Genomic DNA, 15,185 nt, shown 5'->3' on the forward strand with positions numbered 1-15,185 from the left:
CTATATTCTAGAAATTCATAGTATTTTAATTATCGGGAAAGAAACCAGCATCTTCACGTGCTTGCTTTAAAGCTAAGATAAAGCAGATTAATAAAAGGAATCCTATGAAAAAAAGAAAAAAATCGATGTTACTAATCGCAAAACCTATACTTGTAGCGCCTAGACTTAGTAATAAGATACATAATATTTTCCAAAAAATGAGCATGTTACGTTCTGATAAAAAGTCTAAAGATATTATTTGCAATTGAAGGGGAATTCTAAATTTTTTTATGTTTTTTTTATTATAAATTATGTAATTCAGTAAAATTTTAATTTTTATGGTTTTGATATAAAATTATGAAAATAAATAGATTTTTGTTTTACTGGGCTTGATGAGTGAATTTTAATTTTTCTTAAAATTAAGTTTTTATTAATTAATAGAATGATAATTCTTTAGAAACACTATAAAATAGTGCTCATGAATTAAATTTATTTTTTTAATTTATTTAAAACAATATGTTATGTTGGCTATTAGAATCTTTGTTAAAAAAAAGACTTGATCTTTAAGCTATTTTTTGAAATTATAGTCATGCAAATTGTGATCTATTTCCCACAATTTGTATTTCAGGTTAAGTGGTTATCACTAATGCTCATTTGCTATTTTTGCTTATGAGCATTTTTTTATGTGATTTTTTAATAGAACTACAAAGTTTAAAAAAAAATAGCCTTTGTGTTCCCTTGGTAGCGTTAAGTTTCTTTGTTTTTAGTAATTTTATAGAGAATAGTTAATCATATTGAATCGTCACCGTCGCTGTGGCTTTAACCTCACCTGCGGTCACATTGGTGGCGGTCTGATAATAACGGGCAGTTAAAGGAATATCATATTCAACAGTTTGATTGGAACTCACGCTACCTATATTGAGTTTGGTTGCTTTTTGAATCGGCTTATTTGCTCCATTCATATTCCATAACAGTTCAACACCAACACCGTTAGCTTTTATTGAATTCGCAGCACTGTTATTAATTACCTGATTATTGGAGGTATCAGAATTATAATCAAAACTTAAGCTGATCGTATTGCTCGTAGCGATACCAGAATTGTTTTCGCCACCATTACATAAGATCGATAGATTAAAATTCTGGTCCCCTTGGGTTGAACCAATCGCTCTAAAGCCTGATTTCATCACGGTTGGAAGTTGAACTGGTGAATCTACACCATTTTGAATTTCACAAGATGAAGACGCAATAAGAATAGGGGCATTACTTAATACAGTAGTGGTTAAAAATGGGCGGTTCTGTTGCCCTGATACGTAATAGGTACTGTAACGGCCTGCAACTAGTGCACCAGAACCAGTTGTCATAGCTGTTTTAATAACTTCCATAACAAAATATCCTGGGGAAAGTGTATATGTTTGATTGGGGGTTAATGTACGTCTATAAGGATAATATCCTGAAAAATCTGAAGCATCGGCAGCTTCGCGATAAAGACGAATACCAATACCTGGAATATTAGTCGCATAAACATTATTGCCTATTGGGCTAATTGGATAATTTAAGGGGAGAGCTGCAATAATTTGATCACTCGCACGATTACAAGTTGCAGTCGAATTATTAGGTGATACTGTAAAAGTATTCTTTTGTAAGATCGTTCCTATTGGATCATTTGGTTTCACTACGATTTTACCTATCGTCATTGGAATATCGACGGTAGTAAATCCTTTACTTAAATTACAATTTGCATTTGTATGGCTATAAGCAAATAGACTTACTGCCAAAAATCCAATTTTTTTTAAAATATTATTCATTTACAGACTGCCTTTGTCATAATAATTGGTTGGTTGTTATGCTTTATTTGATCCGCTATATCGTATTCAATCTCGCATTTTTCAGTACTCGTATTTCCCCATTTCACATATAAACGATCATGGGTTAAGGGGGTTCGTAAATAAATGCGACTGCCTTGTGCGACAATGCCTATTACTTCGTTATTCTGGTTATATACCTGTGCGGCAAAAGGTAGATGTGAACCATCTAATGTTGTTGTATTAATAAAAAGTGCATAACCTTTTTTTGTTGAGAATTGGACTTTAGTGATTGAGCCTGCATAGGGCGCAATCCGTAAACTACTTTCAGCAAGTTCAATTTGGGTAGACATGCCTTGCGGGTCAAGACTAATGTCATTCATACGGTAAGGCGTAACATAGGGAATAACGGCATATCCGTTTTTGTTAATACTTAACCCAGGTGTATTACCGACTTGTGCTCCAGTAGCATCCGGCGCATAGACCAACACCATGGTTTGGGCTTGATCTGGCCCAAACAAAATTCCTTGAGAATGTGCAACAACATTACCACTGAAGCTAAGCATTTCTTGTTGGTATGAATTTGCATGACTGAATGAAGCACCAAGTGTTGTATAGTTGGTTTTATAGGTGCCATTAATATTTAGGTTAGTTTGATCATGGTCCTGATTGGAAATTGATGCGCCGTAGTTTAAGCGATTTCCTGTAAAGCCACTGAAGCTTAAAATCTGACTGTCATCACCAATAACACTATTAAAAGTCAGAGAATTTTTCTTAAAATCTAATGGAAAAGAGAAAGACGCAAGGTACTGGGTATCTTGTCCTGTGCGAGCGCCATCTTCTTCAATCTCGCTGCTCATTGCAGATAAACTATAAGTTAAATCTTTAAATTGATTGCTATAACCTAATTGGAACTGTTTATTGGTCTTGGGTTGATTCCAATAATTTATCCATGAACCGACTAAGTAAAAATTTCCCCATTGCTTTGGAAGCACCTGATTTAAAGTAATCTGAAATTCACTTTTTTGTTTGCCTATGGAAAAGCTATCAATATTTTGTTGTTGTAAATCTTGAATTAAAATTGCATCACGCAATTTGAGGTAGTTTTCAGTTGAATAGCGATAAGTCGCTAATGTTAAATTAGTATTTGTTGGGGAAAATAACTTACTGTAGCTTAAACGATAACTTTGCCCAGTCATTTTAGGTTGATGATCAAACTCAGTTTTTGACTGGGTTGCATCAAAAGAAATCGCTCCAATAGGTGTTGAAAAAGCTGTACCTAGTAATAATGAGAGATATTGTTGCGTTGCTTGAAGTGCGGTGTAAGTTGTGAGGTAATTATTAATTCCCCGTTGATATTTACCTTGTATTAGCCAAGGATTTAGACCTAAATTTGAATCTCGAAACTGTCCTAATGTGAAAGAGTATCGAGTCATTTGCGGGCGTAGCATTTCGACGACAGAAGCATAGGGAATAGCGAATTTCTGAATTACGCCATTAGATTCAATTACCAAAACTTGTAGCTCGCCCCCAAATCCTGTTGGGTAAAGATCATTAATTTCAAAGTTTCCGGGCGGTACTGTTGTTTGATAAATTAAGTTGCCTTGTTGCCTAACCTCGACTTTCGCATTGGTTTTTGCATAACCTCTCACTCTGGGAGCATAACCGAGCATACTGTTTGGAAGCATTCGGTCATCACTTGAAATATTTACGCCGCGATATGGTAAAGAATCGATAAAATCACTATTAGTAAAATAATCGCCTAAAGTCACAACACCATGAATTTTCGGAAATGCTTTTTGTATATATGTATTTGTTGAAGTATAAGAAGAATTATCAGATTGAAAATCAGTATGGTCTTGCCATTTCCATTGTCCATTATGGCGAAATTGCCAACTTGCTAAATTTGCTCCAAGATTAGTCCCCATAAAAGCATATGTACTTTCATGTTGTTCGTTAACTATTCGATAAGCAGTCGCGTTATATGTCAAAAAAGCTGCATTAATACCTCGATCCCAAAGATGTGGATCGATATAGCCCTGTGCATTTTTTTCTAATGTGACTTGGGGGATAGAGATATCAATTCTTAAACGAGAACTATCAAATAAATAAAAAGCATTATCTATCCAATGACCCAGTGCATCACAAGAAAGAGAGGATGTATGAGAATGTTGGCTAAGCACATCAGCTTTTACGCCATATTCTAGTAACATGGCTTCTGTAAAACAGGTTTCGGCATTTACGTTAGGAGAGCTGGCATTAAAGCGCATGCGTCGTTTACCCAACCATTGACCATTAATATAGACATCTAAGCTATATTCGCCAGCTAAAATGGGGTTTCCATATTTAAAACGACCAATATCAATTTTTTGCGCATTACCTACTAAAAAATTGCTATCAAACTCTGCTTTTGAGAAACCTGAAACATCAACATTATTTTGTGCATATGCTGCCAAAGGCATAAATAACGCAATACTTGAGGCCACATAACAAGTAAAAGGGCTTTTTAAACATATATAAGGTATAAACCATTTAGACATAGTTTTAGAGCCTATTCATGATAGGTATTTAGGTTTTTTTGAGTAATATATTAAGGTTAGAACTTTATTGAATGCTCAACTCTTCCACCGTAATCATTGATATATACAAAGCTCATATCTGCTACATTTTTATTTTTAAGTTTTATTTTATCTTCTGAAAAAGGGGCAACCATTAAACCTTGTTGTAACAAGTCTGCTTTATGGTTTTCAGTTCCTTGAAAAATGGAAGTGATAGTGAGGAAAAAGGGGGTTGGATTCTTCACTACTAGATATTGATCATTTATTTTCCATTGAACTTTTTCACTTAGCTGTTCAATATTTTCTTTTAGATCTATAGGACGATAAAAGAATTTAATTCGCGAACGAACAGCGAGCTGTAAAAAATTATTAGAAATTGGGGTACTTTGGTCTTGTTGAGTTTTGCCTTCGGGTTTAGGAGGTATATCTAAAACATTAAGCCAGAAAATTGACTCTTGTTGCTGACTTAATTGAGACGAATTAGGTAGAGCTGTAATTCTTAAAGTTTGGCCCTTAGTTGCTTCTACTCGTGAAATTGGAGGAGTAATAATGAAAGGCACATTTGCTTCATCGGGAGTTGATTTTGCATTTCCATCATCAATCCAAGCTTGAACAAGAGACGGAGCTGTGCCGTTATTGCTTAGTTGTAATGTGATCTCACGTGCATTTGAAGGATAAACGACACGAGTTCCATGCAAAACAATTTCAGTATGACCTGTGGTAGTCAGTGCTACCTGTAGGCAAACTAATCCCCAAAAAAACTTACGACCACGAAAAAGCATGAGCCATATTCTCAATAATGAATAATAAATAGGAGATAGCTTCTATTTAGAAATAGAAGCTTCAGTTTTAATTTTATTGATAAATAATTGTGTATTTTACTTGCGACGTTACCGTACCAGCAGTAGAAGCACCTGTAGCATAATATTCAGCATAATAGTTAAGGTCAGTATCACCACCTGCTGAAACATTTACCCATTGCGAGTTGGTCTGCGTGCTATTCGTGCTTGTAGCAAGTACTGGGATTACAGCATTATTACTGCCTAGCAACTGGATATTCACGTTTGTTGCCGCACCCGAGGTTGCTTGGTTTAATAAACGACCAGTATTAAAGTCAACGGTAGCGCCCGGTTCAAAATAAGTGGCTACTTTACCAGCAGAAGCACAGTTCGTTAAATTAATTTGAAATGGAGTACGACCAGCCACATCACCTGCATTTTTTAAAGTTTGAGATGAAACTGTAGGTAGATTAATTGTTAGGTTTTTATCTCCAGTATCAATAGTACAAGTATTATCTGTAACAAGACCATTAATAGTAATTGTGCCATCTGCTGCTTGTGCATTTGTTATATTTAAGAGAGAAACCGCTGCTATAAAAATAAACTTTTTCATAAAATCCCCGGAATAGCCTTTTAAAATAAAATCCATTACTTTTCAGCAAGTTTATTCTGCTTAAGTAAGGCGAAGGAAATATATCACTTTTCAACCAAAAAACAAGAAGAACATTATATTTATATATATTTTGATCAATTGTTTTTATAAATAAATTTTTTTGAAATATATTTTTTATCAGTTGGTAAAATACTTTATGATTCATTTTTAAAATAAAATTAAAAAACTCGTAATATTTAAGTATTTGTATTTTATTAAATTAATCCAAATTTAAAATATTCCTGAGAGTAAATATTTATTTTATTTATATAACTATATGTTTTTAATAATAAATTTATTTTTTAATTTATCTTGTGAATAAATTTATTTTTTAAGAATTTTTTAAGATTCAATTCCTACTGTTTTAGTTGTAATTCAATAAAAGATAATCTGGAGTTCCGTTCCATGAATAGTATGAAGTATAGCTATAAACCAAATTACTTTTTCTTTGCTCATAAACTAGTTTTGTTTTTAAAGGATTATCTGATTAAGCACCCAACGGAGCAGCAGACAACGTTTAACCTACAGACGATTTATGACATCTTTAGTCATGATCTTGCTTCAAGTACAACTAATCTTGAGGGTATCTTAAATATTGCAGATGAATACGTCTTTGAAACAGAAGATGGTTTACTTCCATTGATTAGTAAGCACTCTGTTAATCTCAAGAATCATGTACTTTCTTTGGAATTCTCACCACAAGCTTTGACAAGCTTATTGTCAGGTCGCTCTTTAGTGAATCCTAAAGCAGCTTAGATTTTCTTTTAAGGTAGAGTGAACTCATATAAAATTCATAAAATTTATTTTTAAGAGTTATTTATGAGTAAAGACTTTAAGGCCTTAACTTATATTGCGGATGATAAGATAGCAGATACAGTGACTTGGCTCTTACACCATCAAGATGTTTTCGATTCTTTTAATTTTGATGTATTGAGCCAGGAATTGTCTGTAACGCATGCAGCAGGAAAAGACATTATTCGAGTAGGGACATTTCTTAATGCCACTTACGGAATTTTAGTTACTTCTGTTTAAATAAAAAAGCCCTGAAAATCAGGGCTTTTTTATTTTACTGCACTAAGTTATGCACTCATTGCATTTACTGATAAGTCAGCAACCGTAGGTTTTGGTTTTTCTGCGGTTAAGCCAAGTTTATTAAACAACGCTTGGTCTTTACCTTCACCAGCATTTGGTGTGGTGAGTAATTTATCACCAGAGAATAGTGAGTTTGCACCCGCCATAAATGCTAATGCTTGATCTGAATCACTTAATGACTCACGACCAGCAGATAAACGAATATAGCTATGCGGCATAATAATGCGTGCAACAGCAATAGTGCGGATCCACTCAATTACATCAAGCTTTTCAACATCTGCTAAAGGTGTTCCTTCAATTGGAACAAGCATGTTAATTGGCACTGATTCAGGATGAATTGGCAAGGTAGCTAGTTCATGCAATAAACCAACACGGTCATCACGGCTTTCACCTAGACCTACAATACCGCCACTACAAACTTTCATACCAGCTTGGCGAACATAATCTAGGGTATTTAAACGATCATCAAAAGTACGTGTGCTAATGATGTGAGAGTAGTACTCACGAGATGTATCTAGGTTGTGATTGTAATAATCTAAACCAGCAACTTGTAGACGCTCTGCTTGAGATTGGTTAAGCATGCCTAAAGTCATGCATGTTTCTAAACCTAACGCTTTTACTTCACGTACCATTTCTAAAACATAAGGCATATCGCGCTCATGTGGGTTACGCCAAGCAGCACCCATACAAAAACGAGACGAACCTGAATCTTTTGCAGCTTTTGCTTCGCTAATCACTTTTTCTACAGCGATACGTTTTTCTGCTTCTAATTTTGATTCGTAATGTGCGGATTGTGAGCAGTATTTGCAATCTTCAGGACATTTACCCGTTTTAATAGATAAAAGGGTACTGACCTGAATCGAATTGGCAGTGAAGTGCTCACGATGTACTTGCTGAGCCTTGAAAACTAAATCCAAAAAAGGTTGTTCATATAAAGCTTGGATTTCTTCACGATTCCAATCATTACGTAGAGTCATTGTCATATCCATGATGATGGCATTAATTCACTACACATAATCATACAGAATTCGTATTAAAGCTATAGGGCAAAAAACATCATTTTTTTAATTTGATAGCTGAAGTTGATTAAGTTGCTGTTCAATTGCCCAATCAATATGCACATTGACGATTTCGTCATGTAAATTTTTGCCTTTGTGTAGCTGATCTACAATTTCTTTTGAATAAGGAGCATTTCCTAATCCGATAGCAATATTACGTTTAAATGATTGATAGCCTGTCCTACGGATAGGGCTACCTTCTGTATTGGCTAAAAAAGTGGCTTCATCCCACTGCCAGATATCTAGTAGACTAATATTGTCTAATCCATTTCTAGGATTGAAATCGCTAATGGACGCAGTTTTGGCAAAACTATTCCATGGACAAATTAATTGGCAGTCGTCACAACCAAAAATTCGATTACCAATCCCTGCACGTAATTCTTCAGCAATAATTCCTTTGTATTCGATAGTTAAGTAAGCAATACATCGTCTTGCATCTAGCATATAAGGCTCGACAATCGCTTGCGTCGGGCAAATATCAATACAAGCGCTACAAGAACCACAATGTGCTGTTGCAGGTTCGTCGAAAGGTAAGTCGAGTGACGTAAAGAGCTCACCTAATACAAAAAAAGAACCCGACTTTTTATGAATGAGCAAAGTATGCTTACCTGTCCAACCCATTCCTGCACTTTCAGCTAATGATTTCTCAAAAATAGGAGCGGAATCTGCAAAAGGGCGAGATTCAAAATCGCCGACTTTCTCACGAATTCGTGTTGCTAAAGTTTTCAATCTGCCACGCATGACTTTATGGTAATCACGGCCACGTGCATAACGGGCGATAATCGCAGAGTTGGGTTCGAAAGGTACATATCGAGGTTTTGGAGATTCCACAAGATAGTTCATACGAACACAAATAATACTTTTTGTGCCCGGAACTAATAATGTAGGGTCGGCTCGTTTTTCTAGATTTTCTTCTAAATAGGTCATGTCTGCATGATAACCACGTTCTAGATATTCTAAAAAACGTGGCATTTGCTCTTGAGCATCTGGTTTTGCAATGACACAATCAGCAAAACCCAAGTCTAAGGCTTGAGCTTTGATCCATGCTTTTAATTCATGAGGATCAAGTTGTTGTACTGCAATGCGTGATGTGTCGGAAGATGTCATAAACCAAAATGCAAGAGGATAATAATATGCAAGCGGTAGTTTATCATAGCGATGATATTCGAGCATGGGAGCAGCGTTGGTTTGCTGCACAAAACTCCTCATTAGGTTTAATGCAGCAAGCAGCTTGGTCAATCGCTCAGGAGTTCATCGAGCTTTTTAAAGATCGTAGCATTAATAATATTGCTGTTTGGTGCGGGCAAGGCAATAACGCAGGTGATGGCTACTTCATAGCAGGTTATCTAAAACAAGCTGGATTTCACGTTGAAATATTTGCAGCTCAATTGGGTGAATCAACTGATTTACATTGTGCAGCGCAATTTGCTATAGAAAAGAAAGTTCAAATTCATTCAGATTTTGATATTAAAAGAACATTCGATTGCCATATTGATGCTCTATTTGGCATAGGCTTAAATCGTGAATTAAATACTAATTGGCAACAAGCTATTCAACAATTTAATGAACAATCTGGTTTAAAAGTTTCGATTGATATACCGAGTGGCTTACATGCAAATACAGGCTGTGCTTTACCTTTTGCAATACGAGCTGATCATACCTTTACTGTTTTAGGTCTTAAAGCTGGATTATTTACAGGTCAAGGTAAAGAATATGTGGGGCAAGTCCATTTAGTTAATTTAATTCCAATAGATGAAGACCTGAAACCATTAGCTTATTTGACATCTACAAATATTAAGTTTCCTAAACGTTTGGCTTTTGGTCATAAAGGAAGCTATGGTCATGTCTTAGTGGTTGGTGGACATGAGCAAATGGGTGGCGCTGTCATTATGGCTGCTGAGGCTGCTTTTCATGCAGGTGCAGGTAAAGTGACCGTGATTTGTCATCAAAAGCATCATCAAGCTATTTTGTCGCGGTCACCTAATATTATGCTCCGTGATATTAATGCTTTAGATGAAGAAAATATTAGAGAGATTTTATCTCAAGTTGATGCAGTATGTTTTGGAATGGGATTAGGGCGAGATGATTGGGCACAGCAAATTTATCAGCAATGGTTTACTTTGTTAAATCAGAGTACACACCTAGAAACTGTTTTAGATGCGGATGCTTTATGGTTTCTTACGAAGCAGCCGGAAAAATTGGGTGCACATGTTTATGCGACGCCTCATCCGGGAGAAGCTGCTACCTTACTTGGTTTCTCTACAGCGCAAATTGAAAATGACCGAATTGCTGCAATTTATGCTTTGCAACATAAATATGCGGGTCAGTGGGTACTTAAAGGAGCAGGTAGCTTAATTTTAGAGGATAACTTGTATATTTGTACCGAAGGTAATGCCGGTATGGGAACTGGTGGGATGGGTGATGTATTAGCTGGAATGATTGCAAGTCTAAAAGCCCAGTTCCATAAGGCAATTGCATTACATGAGATTGTTACCCTTCATGCTCAGGCAGGTGATGAACTTGCAAAACAAGGTATGCGTGGTTTACAGGCTTATCAAATGAATGAAGCAATTACTCAAGTAGTGAACTAAGAAAGTTTTAACGTCTACGACTGCTAGAGCGGCTTCGTCCACGCGCCATACCACCTAAGGCATTAAGGACAGAAAGTTTACTCATACTTCCCGATGCATGAGCATGGCAAATAGCGGCAGCAAGAGCATCAGCTGCATCGGATTGAGGTTTAATCGTCAAGTTAAGTAACCGCATGACCATCATTTGTACTTGTTCTTTGTCTGCTGCACCATAACCAACGACAGACTGTTTAATTTGACGGGCAGTATATTCTGCAACTTGTAAATCTAAATTAACTAATGCGGCTATGGCAGCACCACGAGCTTGTCCCAGTTTTAAAGCAGAGTCTGGGTTTTGAGCCATAAAGACCTGCTCAACCGCAGCTTCAGTTGGACCATGAAATTTCACAATTCGCTCAACGCCAGCAAAAATGCGTTTTAAGCGTTCTGGCATTTCTTGAGTTTCAGTTCGGATTGTACCAGCATCAACAAAACGTAGTTTACTACCATCTTTTTCAATGATTCCATAACCTGTTAAGCGTGAGCCTGGGTCAATACCAATAATCAATGCCATGTGAAGACTTAAATAAATAGTTCAGTGGGTATTGTTACATAGCCAAAACGGTTATGCATGAGTAATTTAAAGAATGCTGTGATGAATGGTTACTTTTCGGTTTTTATTGAACCAAATTATATTTTCTAAAATCATTTGATGTAATTCTATTTTAATGGAATACTTATCTATAATTTTGGAATTAAAGTCTGTCGGCAGATGGAAGATATTAATATACGCATTGCGCAGCAAGTCCGTGAATTGCGTTTAGCCCGTGGATATACCTTAGATATTCTTGCAACTCGATGTCAGGTAAGTCGTTCTGCAATTTCGTTAATTGAACGAGGTGAGGCGAGTCCTACAGCTGTTGTCCTTGAAAAGCTGGCAAATGGTTTAGGTGTGCCTTTGACTCAGCTATTTGATGTCCCACAAAACAATCAATCACCTCAACCCCTAATTCGGCGTACTCAACAATCAGAATGGAAAGATCCCGAAACAGGTTATATTCGCCGTCAGATTTCACCACCAAATTGGAAATCTCCATTTCAAATCGTTGAAATCGAATTCCCACCTCAGTCACGAATTACGTATGAAATTAGTGAAACCTCCAAGGTGGTACAACAGCAACTCTGGGTAGTTGAAGGAGAAATTGATATTCAATTAGGTGATTCTTCTTATGCTTTAAGCACAGGGGATTGCTTGGCAATGCAACTCAACCAGCCCGTCATATACAGCAATAATTCATCTCAAGTCGCTCGCTATATTTTAGTCGTCTCTAATCAACTTGTTTCTGCCGTTAAGGAATCTTTATGACTTATTCCCTCAATTCTAATTTTCGTTTAATTGATTGTAATGAAACAGAATATTCTGGGGCCATATTAGATATTCTGAATGAGGCAATTATCAATTCAACCGCTCTATATGACTATTTACCGCGCTCTGAAGAATCGATGAAAAACTGGTTTTCAGTGAAACGAGAAAATGGTTTTCCAGTGATTGGTATTATTGATGAAACAAACAAGTTATTAGGTTTTGCGAGCTGGGGAACTTTCAGGGCTTTTCCTGCCTATAAATATACTGTTGAACATAGTATTTATATTCATCATGAGCATCGTGGTTGTGGGCTAAGCAAAATTTTAATGCAAGAGTTGATTAAGCGTGCTCAAGAGGCTGAGCTACATGTATTGATAGGCTGTATTGATGCGACCAATCAGGCAAGCATTGGTTTACATAAAAAAATGGGCTTTATCCATGCAGGTACTTTTAAACAAGTCGGGTTTAAGTTTGGACAATGGTTGGATGCTGCTTTTTATCAGTTAAATTTAAATACACCACAGCAGCCAGTTGATGGGTAAATCATAAAGCTCAATCTCAAGTTTAAGAAAATAGCCCAGTTTATGATGAAATAAAAACAGGGCTATAGAACCTAAATTATAAAACACCGAGTTGTTCTAATCCTTTATAAGCAATTTCTTTTCGAATAGAACTAGGAATTCCTTTTTTCATTTCTAAATTGAGTGAGAATGCCACAATTTCTCCTTGCGGTTGAACGACCCAGCCAGTTAACCAGCCAACTTGTGGTTCAACATCCCATCCCCAACCACTTTTAGCATAAATTTTACGTCCATTTTTTTCTTCTATGAACACCATTGATTGGACTTGTTCTTGTACATTTTTACTAAATGGAAGAGTTTTATTAGCTAATTCATAAGCAAATTGGGTTTCTTGCTCAGGAGTAATTTTAAGTGGGCCGACAAGCCAAAAATTATCTACTTTTGAACCAATGTCTGCATTACCGAAACCAATACGTTTTACCTCTTTAGACATAAGATCAAGTCCAATTCTTCGCGCTAGTTCTTGATAAACTGGAATAGCAGAAGCTTTCATTGCATCGCCTAAAGTCATGTCCTTTTCCCAATCAGGAAATAAACGCTTTTGCCCGTCCCATTTAAATACTTCAGTTGTCGTTGCTTTATGATGTTCAAGTCCAATTAAAGCATTTAGCATTTTAAAGGTAGAGGCGGGAACATATTCTGTTGATGCTCTTTTAATATCATTGCCATAAATTTCTTCGGTCTGCCCACGCTTAATCACTAAAACTCCCGTGGTCTGTGCCTGATCAAACAGAGATTTAATTTCTTCTGAATTTTTATTGGCAGAAATAGAATGTATTTGATGTTGTTTTACCGTGTTAGAAGAGCAGGCAGATAAAAAAAGAGTAGCTATTGCAACGACAAGGACTTTTTTATACATAGTTCTGACTAAGTTTAATTTGTGAAGTGTTATTAATTAATTTAACTTGAATAGAACTGACTTTAGATAGGTAAAATGTAAGCTCTTTAGGGAAGTTTACATGTCTGTGGAACTTTTAAAGTTCTCTATATGTATAGCGGAAATAAAGGAATACTCATAACTTTGCTAAGTAAATAAGACCTTCATTGACTAAATACGTCCTTTTCCGAAGAGTTTTTCGCTCAAATAAAGTAAAAAATTTAAAATCTGATTGAAGTGGCACTTGATAAACCTGATACAGCACTCATTAATAAGAAAGCATGTTTGTTTTTATCGAGTTAAAATCAAATGTACTCCAGTATTGCAGACTCTTATTGATCCGATGGTATTGTTAATTTTTAGAAATTAGACAAAACAATCAGAGTTAAGAGAAATGCTTAATCCTTATATGAAACTTAGATAGGGTTAGGTCAAATAAAACTGCAATGAATTTTCTTTTTGAGATAGATAAAGTTTTACATGAATTTACTTCTTATTGTAGTTCTGGGCGCGATTGTTGAAATTGCCGTATGGATTGGCGTAGCACAGTTCATCAGTGGATGGTACGTGTTCTTTTGGTTCATTATTGCTTTTTTTATTGGTTTGGGGCTTATTCGCAGAAGTACTGCTGGTATTATGCCTCAATTACAGCAAATGCAGATGACAGGCCAGCTAGGTAGTGACCCAACTGTAACTAAAAAACTTGCTTACGCTTTTGCAGGTTTCTTATTAATGTTGCCAGGTCTTGTATCTGATGTTTTGGCTGTATTAATTTTGATTCCTGGTGTTCAAACCGCATTCCGTAACATAGCGATGAGAACTCTTGCAAAACGCCAACAAGCCATGATGAATAAAATGATGGGTGGTATGGGCGGTAATGCTTCGGGACAAAATCCATTTGCTGATTTAATGCGCCAAATGCAAGATATGCAGAATCAGCAAGGTGGTGGTCAAGGCCAATACCATGATTCAAACGTCATTGATGGCGAAGCGCGAGATGTTACGCCAAACCACAAAACAATTGAGCATAAAAATAAAGATTAATAAGTGATTATGTTATGAAAAAGCTTAAACCTCATGGGTTTAAGCTTTTTTTATTTCTAAAATTATTATTGATTCTGAGAAACCGAAGTAGATGAATCACTATCGTCTATTTCTAATTTAGTTTCTTCTTGTGGTTTTGGCTGTGGTTGATATTTATTTGAAGATAGAGCGGTTTGCTTGTTTTCAGATTGTTGATAACCTCGACTTCGGTTTGCTCTTTCGCGAAAGCCACCTTTATTAATCAGCTGTGTATGAGACATGCATTTGCCTAAAATGTGAGATTATTCGCTTATTTTAGCAAATTTGGCAAAATATCAAAATAAGAAAAATAGTGCCAAAAAAATAATATTTAACTTATCCATCTGTATTTTAATAATATTTTTTAATTGACTCAATTGTTCATTCAGATTGAATTATCTTTTCATTTCACATAGGATAAATATAAAGGATGTATAAATTAAAAATGCAGCAAACCTATTAAAAAAACAACGGTTGAAATGAGGGAAGGAGGGTTACCTATGCTATATCAATACCATTGTGCGTGTTGCGACAAAGTTGTGGCATCAACTGATAAATCATGTCCATATTGTGGTTCGCAACATATTCGAAGCCCGTATGGTTTGTGGATGTTTTGTGTGATGGCTTGTCTAGCGGTTGTCGTTGTATTTAAAGTTGTCCATATTTATGTCCAGAATCATCAAGATACTCCGACGCAGTCAACATTACTTGATGTATTAAATCAGGATGATAAAACCACAAGACAATAAATTTTGATCAGAGCTACAAATGATATGGCATCAAGGATGGTTGCTAGAAGAATAAACCCT

General features: G+C 35.9%; 17 protein-coding genes. 7 read left to right on the forward strand and 10 right to left on the reverse strand.

The window, feature by feature from the left end:
• Nucleotides 1-25 precede the first annotated feature (25 nt).
• From F886_RS19840 to F886_RS10180, 5 genes are all read right to left on the reverse strand, one after another.
• Nucleotides 26-205: a hypothetical protein gene (locus F886_RS19840; protein WP_035331443.1), complete on the reverse strand. Its 180-nt coding sequence runs from the start codon at nucleotides 203-205 to the stop codon at nucleotides 26-28.
• A gap of 559 nt (nucleotides 206-764) precedes the next feature.
• Nucleotides 765-1,784 carry a fimbrial protein gene (locus F886_RS10165; RefSeq protein WP_005304590.1) on the reverse strand — a complete coding sequence of 340 codons (1,020 nt, stop codon included), beginning with the start codon at nucleotides 1,782-1,784 and terminating at the stop codon, nucleotides 765-767.
• Nucleotides 1,781-4,237, reverse strand: coding sequence for a fimbria/pilus outer membrane usher protein (locus tag F886_RS10170; protein WP_081402242.1), 2,457 nt, complete (start codon nucleotides 4,235-4,237; stop codon nucleotides 1,781-1,783). Before F886_RS10170 ends, F886_RS10165 begins: the two co-directional genes overlap by 4 nt.
• A gap of 140 nt (nucleotides 4,238-4,377) precedes the next feature.
• Complete coding sequence (locus tag F886_RS10175; RefSeq protein WP_005304599.1) at nucleotides 4,378-5,121, reverse strand: fimbrial biogenesis chaperone; 744 nt, start codon at nucleotides 5,119-5,121, stop codon at nucleotides 4,378-4,380.
• A gap of 73 nt (nucleotides 5,122-5,194) precedes the next feature.
• Entirely contained in the window at nucleotides 5,195-5,767 is a 573-nt protein-coding gene (locus tag F886_RS10180; RefSeq protein ID WP_005304602.1) for a fimbrial protein, read from the reverse strand.
• 408 nt (nucleotides 5,768-6,175) lie between these two features.
• On the opposite strand from F886_RS10180, the gene F886_RS10185 reads away from it, so the two are divergent.
• Nucleotides 6,176-6,526: a hypothetical protein gene (locus tag F886_RS10185; RefSeq protein ID WP_004792817.1), complete on the forward strand. Its 351-nt coding sequence runs from the start codon at nucleotides 6,176-6,178 to the stop codon at nucleotides 6,524-6,526.
• Nucleotides 6,527-6,589: 63 nt separating this feature from the next.
• Nucleotides 6,590-6,802: a hypothetical protein gene (locus F886_RS10190; protein ID WP_005304605.1), complete on the forward strand. Its 213-nt coding sequence runs from the start codon at nucleotides 6,590-6,592 to the stop codon at nucleotides 6,800-6,802.
• 47 nt (nucleotides 6,803-6,849) lie between these two features.
• On the opposite strand, the gene bioB is transcribed toward F886_RS10190, so the two are convergent.
• Entirely contained in the window at nucleotides 6,850-7,839 is a 990-nt protein-coding gene (gene bioB, locus F886_RS10195; RefSeq protein ID WP_004792815.1) for a biotin synthase BioB, read from the reverse strand.
• Nucleotides 7,840-7,926: 87 nt separating this feature from the next.
• Nucleotides 7,927-9,027: a tRNA epoxyqueuosine(34) reductase QueG gene (gene queG / locus F886_RS10200; protein ID WP_005304608.1), complete on the reverse strand. Its 1,101-nt coding sequence runs from the start codon at nucleotides 9,025-9,027 to the stop codon at nucleotides 7,927-7,929.
• 26 nt (nucleotides 9,028-9,053) lie between these two features.
• Between queG and F886_RS10205 the strand changes: the two genes are divergently transcribed.
• Entirely contained in the window at nucleotides 9,054-10,511 is a 1,458-nt protein-coding gene (locus tag F886_RS10205; protein WP_005304612.1) for a bifunctional ADP-dependent NAD(P)H-hydrate dehydratase/NAD(P)H-hydrate epimerase, read from the forward strand.
• 7 nt (nucleotides 10,512-10,518) lie between these two features.
• Here the strand turns inward: F886_RS10205 and ruvC are convergent, their stop codons facing one another.
• Nucleotides 10,519-11,064, reverse strand: a complete 546-nt coding sequence (gene ruvC / locus F886_RS10210) for a crossover junction endodeoxyribonuclease RuvC (protein WP_002121356.1) — start codon at nucleotides 11,062-11,064, stop codon at nucleotides 10,519-10,521.
• Between the two features lie 198 nt (nucleotides 11,065-11,262).
• Here ruvC and F886_RS10215 point away from each other — a divergent pair, with 198 nt between their 5' ends.
• On the forward strand, nucleotides 11,263-11,856 hold the full coding sequence (locus tag F886_RS10215) for a helix-turn-helix domain-containing protein (RefSeq protein WP_005304615.1): 594 nt from the start codon (nucleotides 11,263-11,265) through the stop codon (nucleotides 11,854-11,856).
• Nucleotides 11,853-12,398, forward strand: a complete 546-nt coding sequence (locus tag F886_RS10220; RefSeq protein WP_005304616.1) for a GNAT family N-acetyltransferase — start codon at nucleotides 11,853-11,855, stop codon at nucleotides 12,396-12,398. Before F886_RS10215 ends, F886_RS10220 begins: the two co-directional genes overlap by 4 nt.
• 76 nt (nucleotides 12,399-12,474) lie before the next feature.
• On the opposite strand, the gene F886_RS10225 is transcribed toward F886_RS10220, so the two are convergent.
• Nucleotides 12,475-13,296, reverse strand: a complete 822-nt coding sequence (locus F886_RS10225) for an OXA-213 family carbapenem-hydrolyzing class D beta-lactamase OXA-304 (RefSeq protein ID WP_005304617.1) — start codon at nucleotides 13,294-13,296, stop codon at nucleotides 12,475-12,477.
• Between the two features lie 498 nt (nucleotides 13,297-13,794).
• Between F886_RS10225 and F886_RS10230 the strand changes: the two genes are divergently transcribed.
• The gene (locus tag F886_RS10230; RefSeq protein WP_005304618.1) at nucleotides 13,795-14,358 is read left to right on the forward strand and encodes an FxsA family protein; all 564 of its coding nucleotides are present in this window, start codon (nucleotides 13,795-13,797) and stop codon (nucleotides 14,356-14,358) included.
• A 65-nt stretch (nucleotides 14,359-14,423) separates the two neighbouring features.
• On the opposite strand, the gene F886_RS10235 is transcribed toward F886_RS10230, so the two are convergent.
• Complete coding sequence (locus F886_RS10235; RefSeq protein ID WP_005304619.1) at nucleotides 14,424-14,618, reverse strand: hypothetical protein; 195 nt, start codon at nucleotides 14,616-14,618, stop codon at nucleotides 14,424-14,426.
• A 258-nt stretch (nucleotides 14,619-14,876) separates the two neighbouring features.
• Here F886_RS10235 and F886_RS20435 point away from each other — a divergent pair, with 258 nt between their 5' ends.
• Nucleotides 14,877-15,125, forward strand: coding sequence for a hypothetical protein (locus tag F886_RS20435; protein WP_005304620.1), 249 nt, complete (start codon nucleotides 14,877-14,879; stop codon nucleotides 15,123-15,125).
• The last annotated feature ends 60 nt before the right edge of the window (nucleotides 15,126-15,185 follow it).

The organism is Acinetobacter sp. NIPH 542, from assembly GCF_000369825.1.
In the GTDB taxonomy this organism is placed as follows: Bacteria; Pseudomonadota; Gammaproteobacteria; order Pseudomonadales; family Moraxellaceae; genus Acinetobacter; species Acinetobacter oleivorans.

Excerpts from the sequence above, each read along its gene's own strand:
- F886_RS10235 (WP_005304619.1), bottom strand. The coding sequence starts at position 14,618 with ATGTCTCATACACAGCTGATTAATAAAGGTGGCTTTCGCGAAAGAGCA.
- F886_RS10175 (WP_005304599.1), bottom strand. The coding sequence starts at position 5,121 with ATGCTTTTTCGTGGTCGTAAGTTTTTTTGGGGATTAGTTTGCCTACAG.
- F886_RS10180 (WP_005304602.1), bottom strand. The coding sequence starts at position 5,767 with ATGGATTTTATTTTAAAAGGCTATTCCGGGGATTTTATGAAAAAGTTT.
- queG (WP_005304608.1), bottom strand. The coding sequence starts at position 9,027 with ATGACATCTTCCGACACATCACGCATTGCAGTACAACAACTTGATCCT.
- F886_RS10185 (WP_004792817.1), top strand. The coding sequence starts at position 6,176 with ATGAATAGTATGAAGTATAGCTATAAACCAAATTACTTTTTCTTTGCT.
- F886_RS10230 (WP_005304618.1), top strand. The coding sequence starts at position 13,795 with ATGAATTTACTTCTTATTGTAGTTCTGGGCGCGATTGTTGAAATTGCC.
- F886_RS10190 (WP_005304605.1), top strand. The coding sequence starts at position 6,590 with ATGAGTAAAGACTTTAAGGCCTTAACTTATATTGCGGATGATAAGATA.
- ruvC (WP_002121356.1), bottom strand. The coding sequence starts at position 11,064 with ATGGCATTGATTATTGGTATTGACCCAGGCTCACGCTTAACAGGTTAT.
- F886_RS10225 (WP_005304617.1), bottom strand. The coding sequence starts at position 13,296 with ATGTATAAAAAAGTCCTTGTCGTTGCAATAGCTACTCTTTTTTTATCT.
- F886_RS10205 (WP_005304612.1), top strand. The coding sequence starts at position 9,054 with ATGCAAGCGGTAGTTTATCATAGCGATGATATTCGAGCATGGGAGCAG.
- F886_RS10165 (WP_005304590.1), bottom strand. The coding sequence starts at position 1,784 with ATGAATAATATTTTAAAAAAAATTGGATTTTTGGCAGTAAGTCTATTT.
- F886_RS10220 (WP_005304616.1), top strand. The coding sequence starts at position 11,853 with ATGACTTATTCCCTCAATTCTAATTTTCGTTTAATTGATTGTAATGAA.
- bioB (WP_004792815.1), bottom strand. The coding sequence starts at position 7,839 with ATGACTCTACGTAATGATTGGAATCGTGAAGAAATCCAAGCTTTATAT.
- F886_RS10215 (WP_005304615.1), top strand. The coding sequence starts at position 11,263 with ATGGAAGATATTAATATACGCATTGCGCAGCAAGTCCGTGAATTGCGT.
- F886_RS19840 (WP_035331443.1), bottom strand. The coding sequence starts at position 205 with ATGCTCATTTTTTGGAAAATATTATGTATCTTATTACTAAGTCTAGGC.
- F886_RS20435 (WP_005304620.1), top strand. The coding sequence starts at position 14,877 with ATGCTATATCAATACCATTGTGCGTGTTGCGACAAAGTTGTGGCATCA.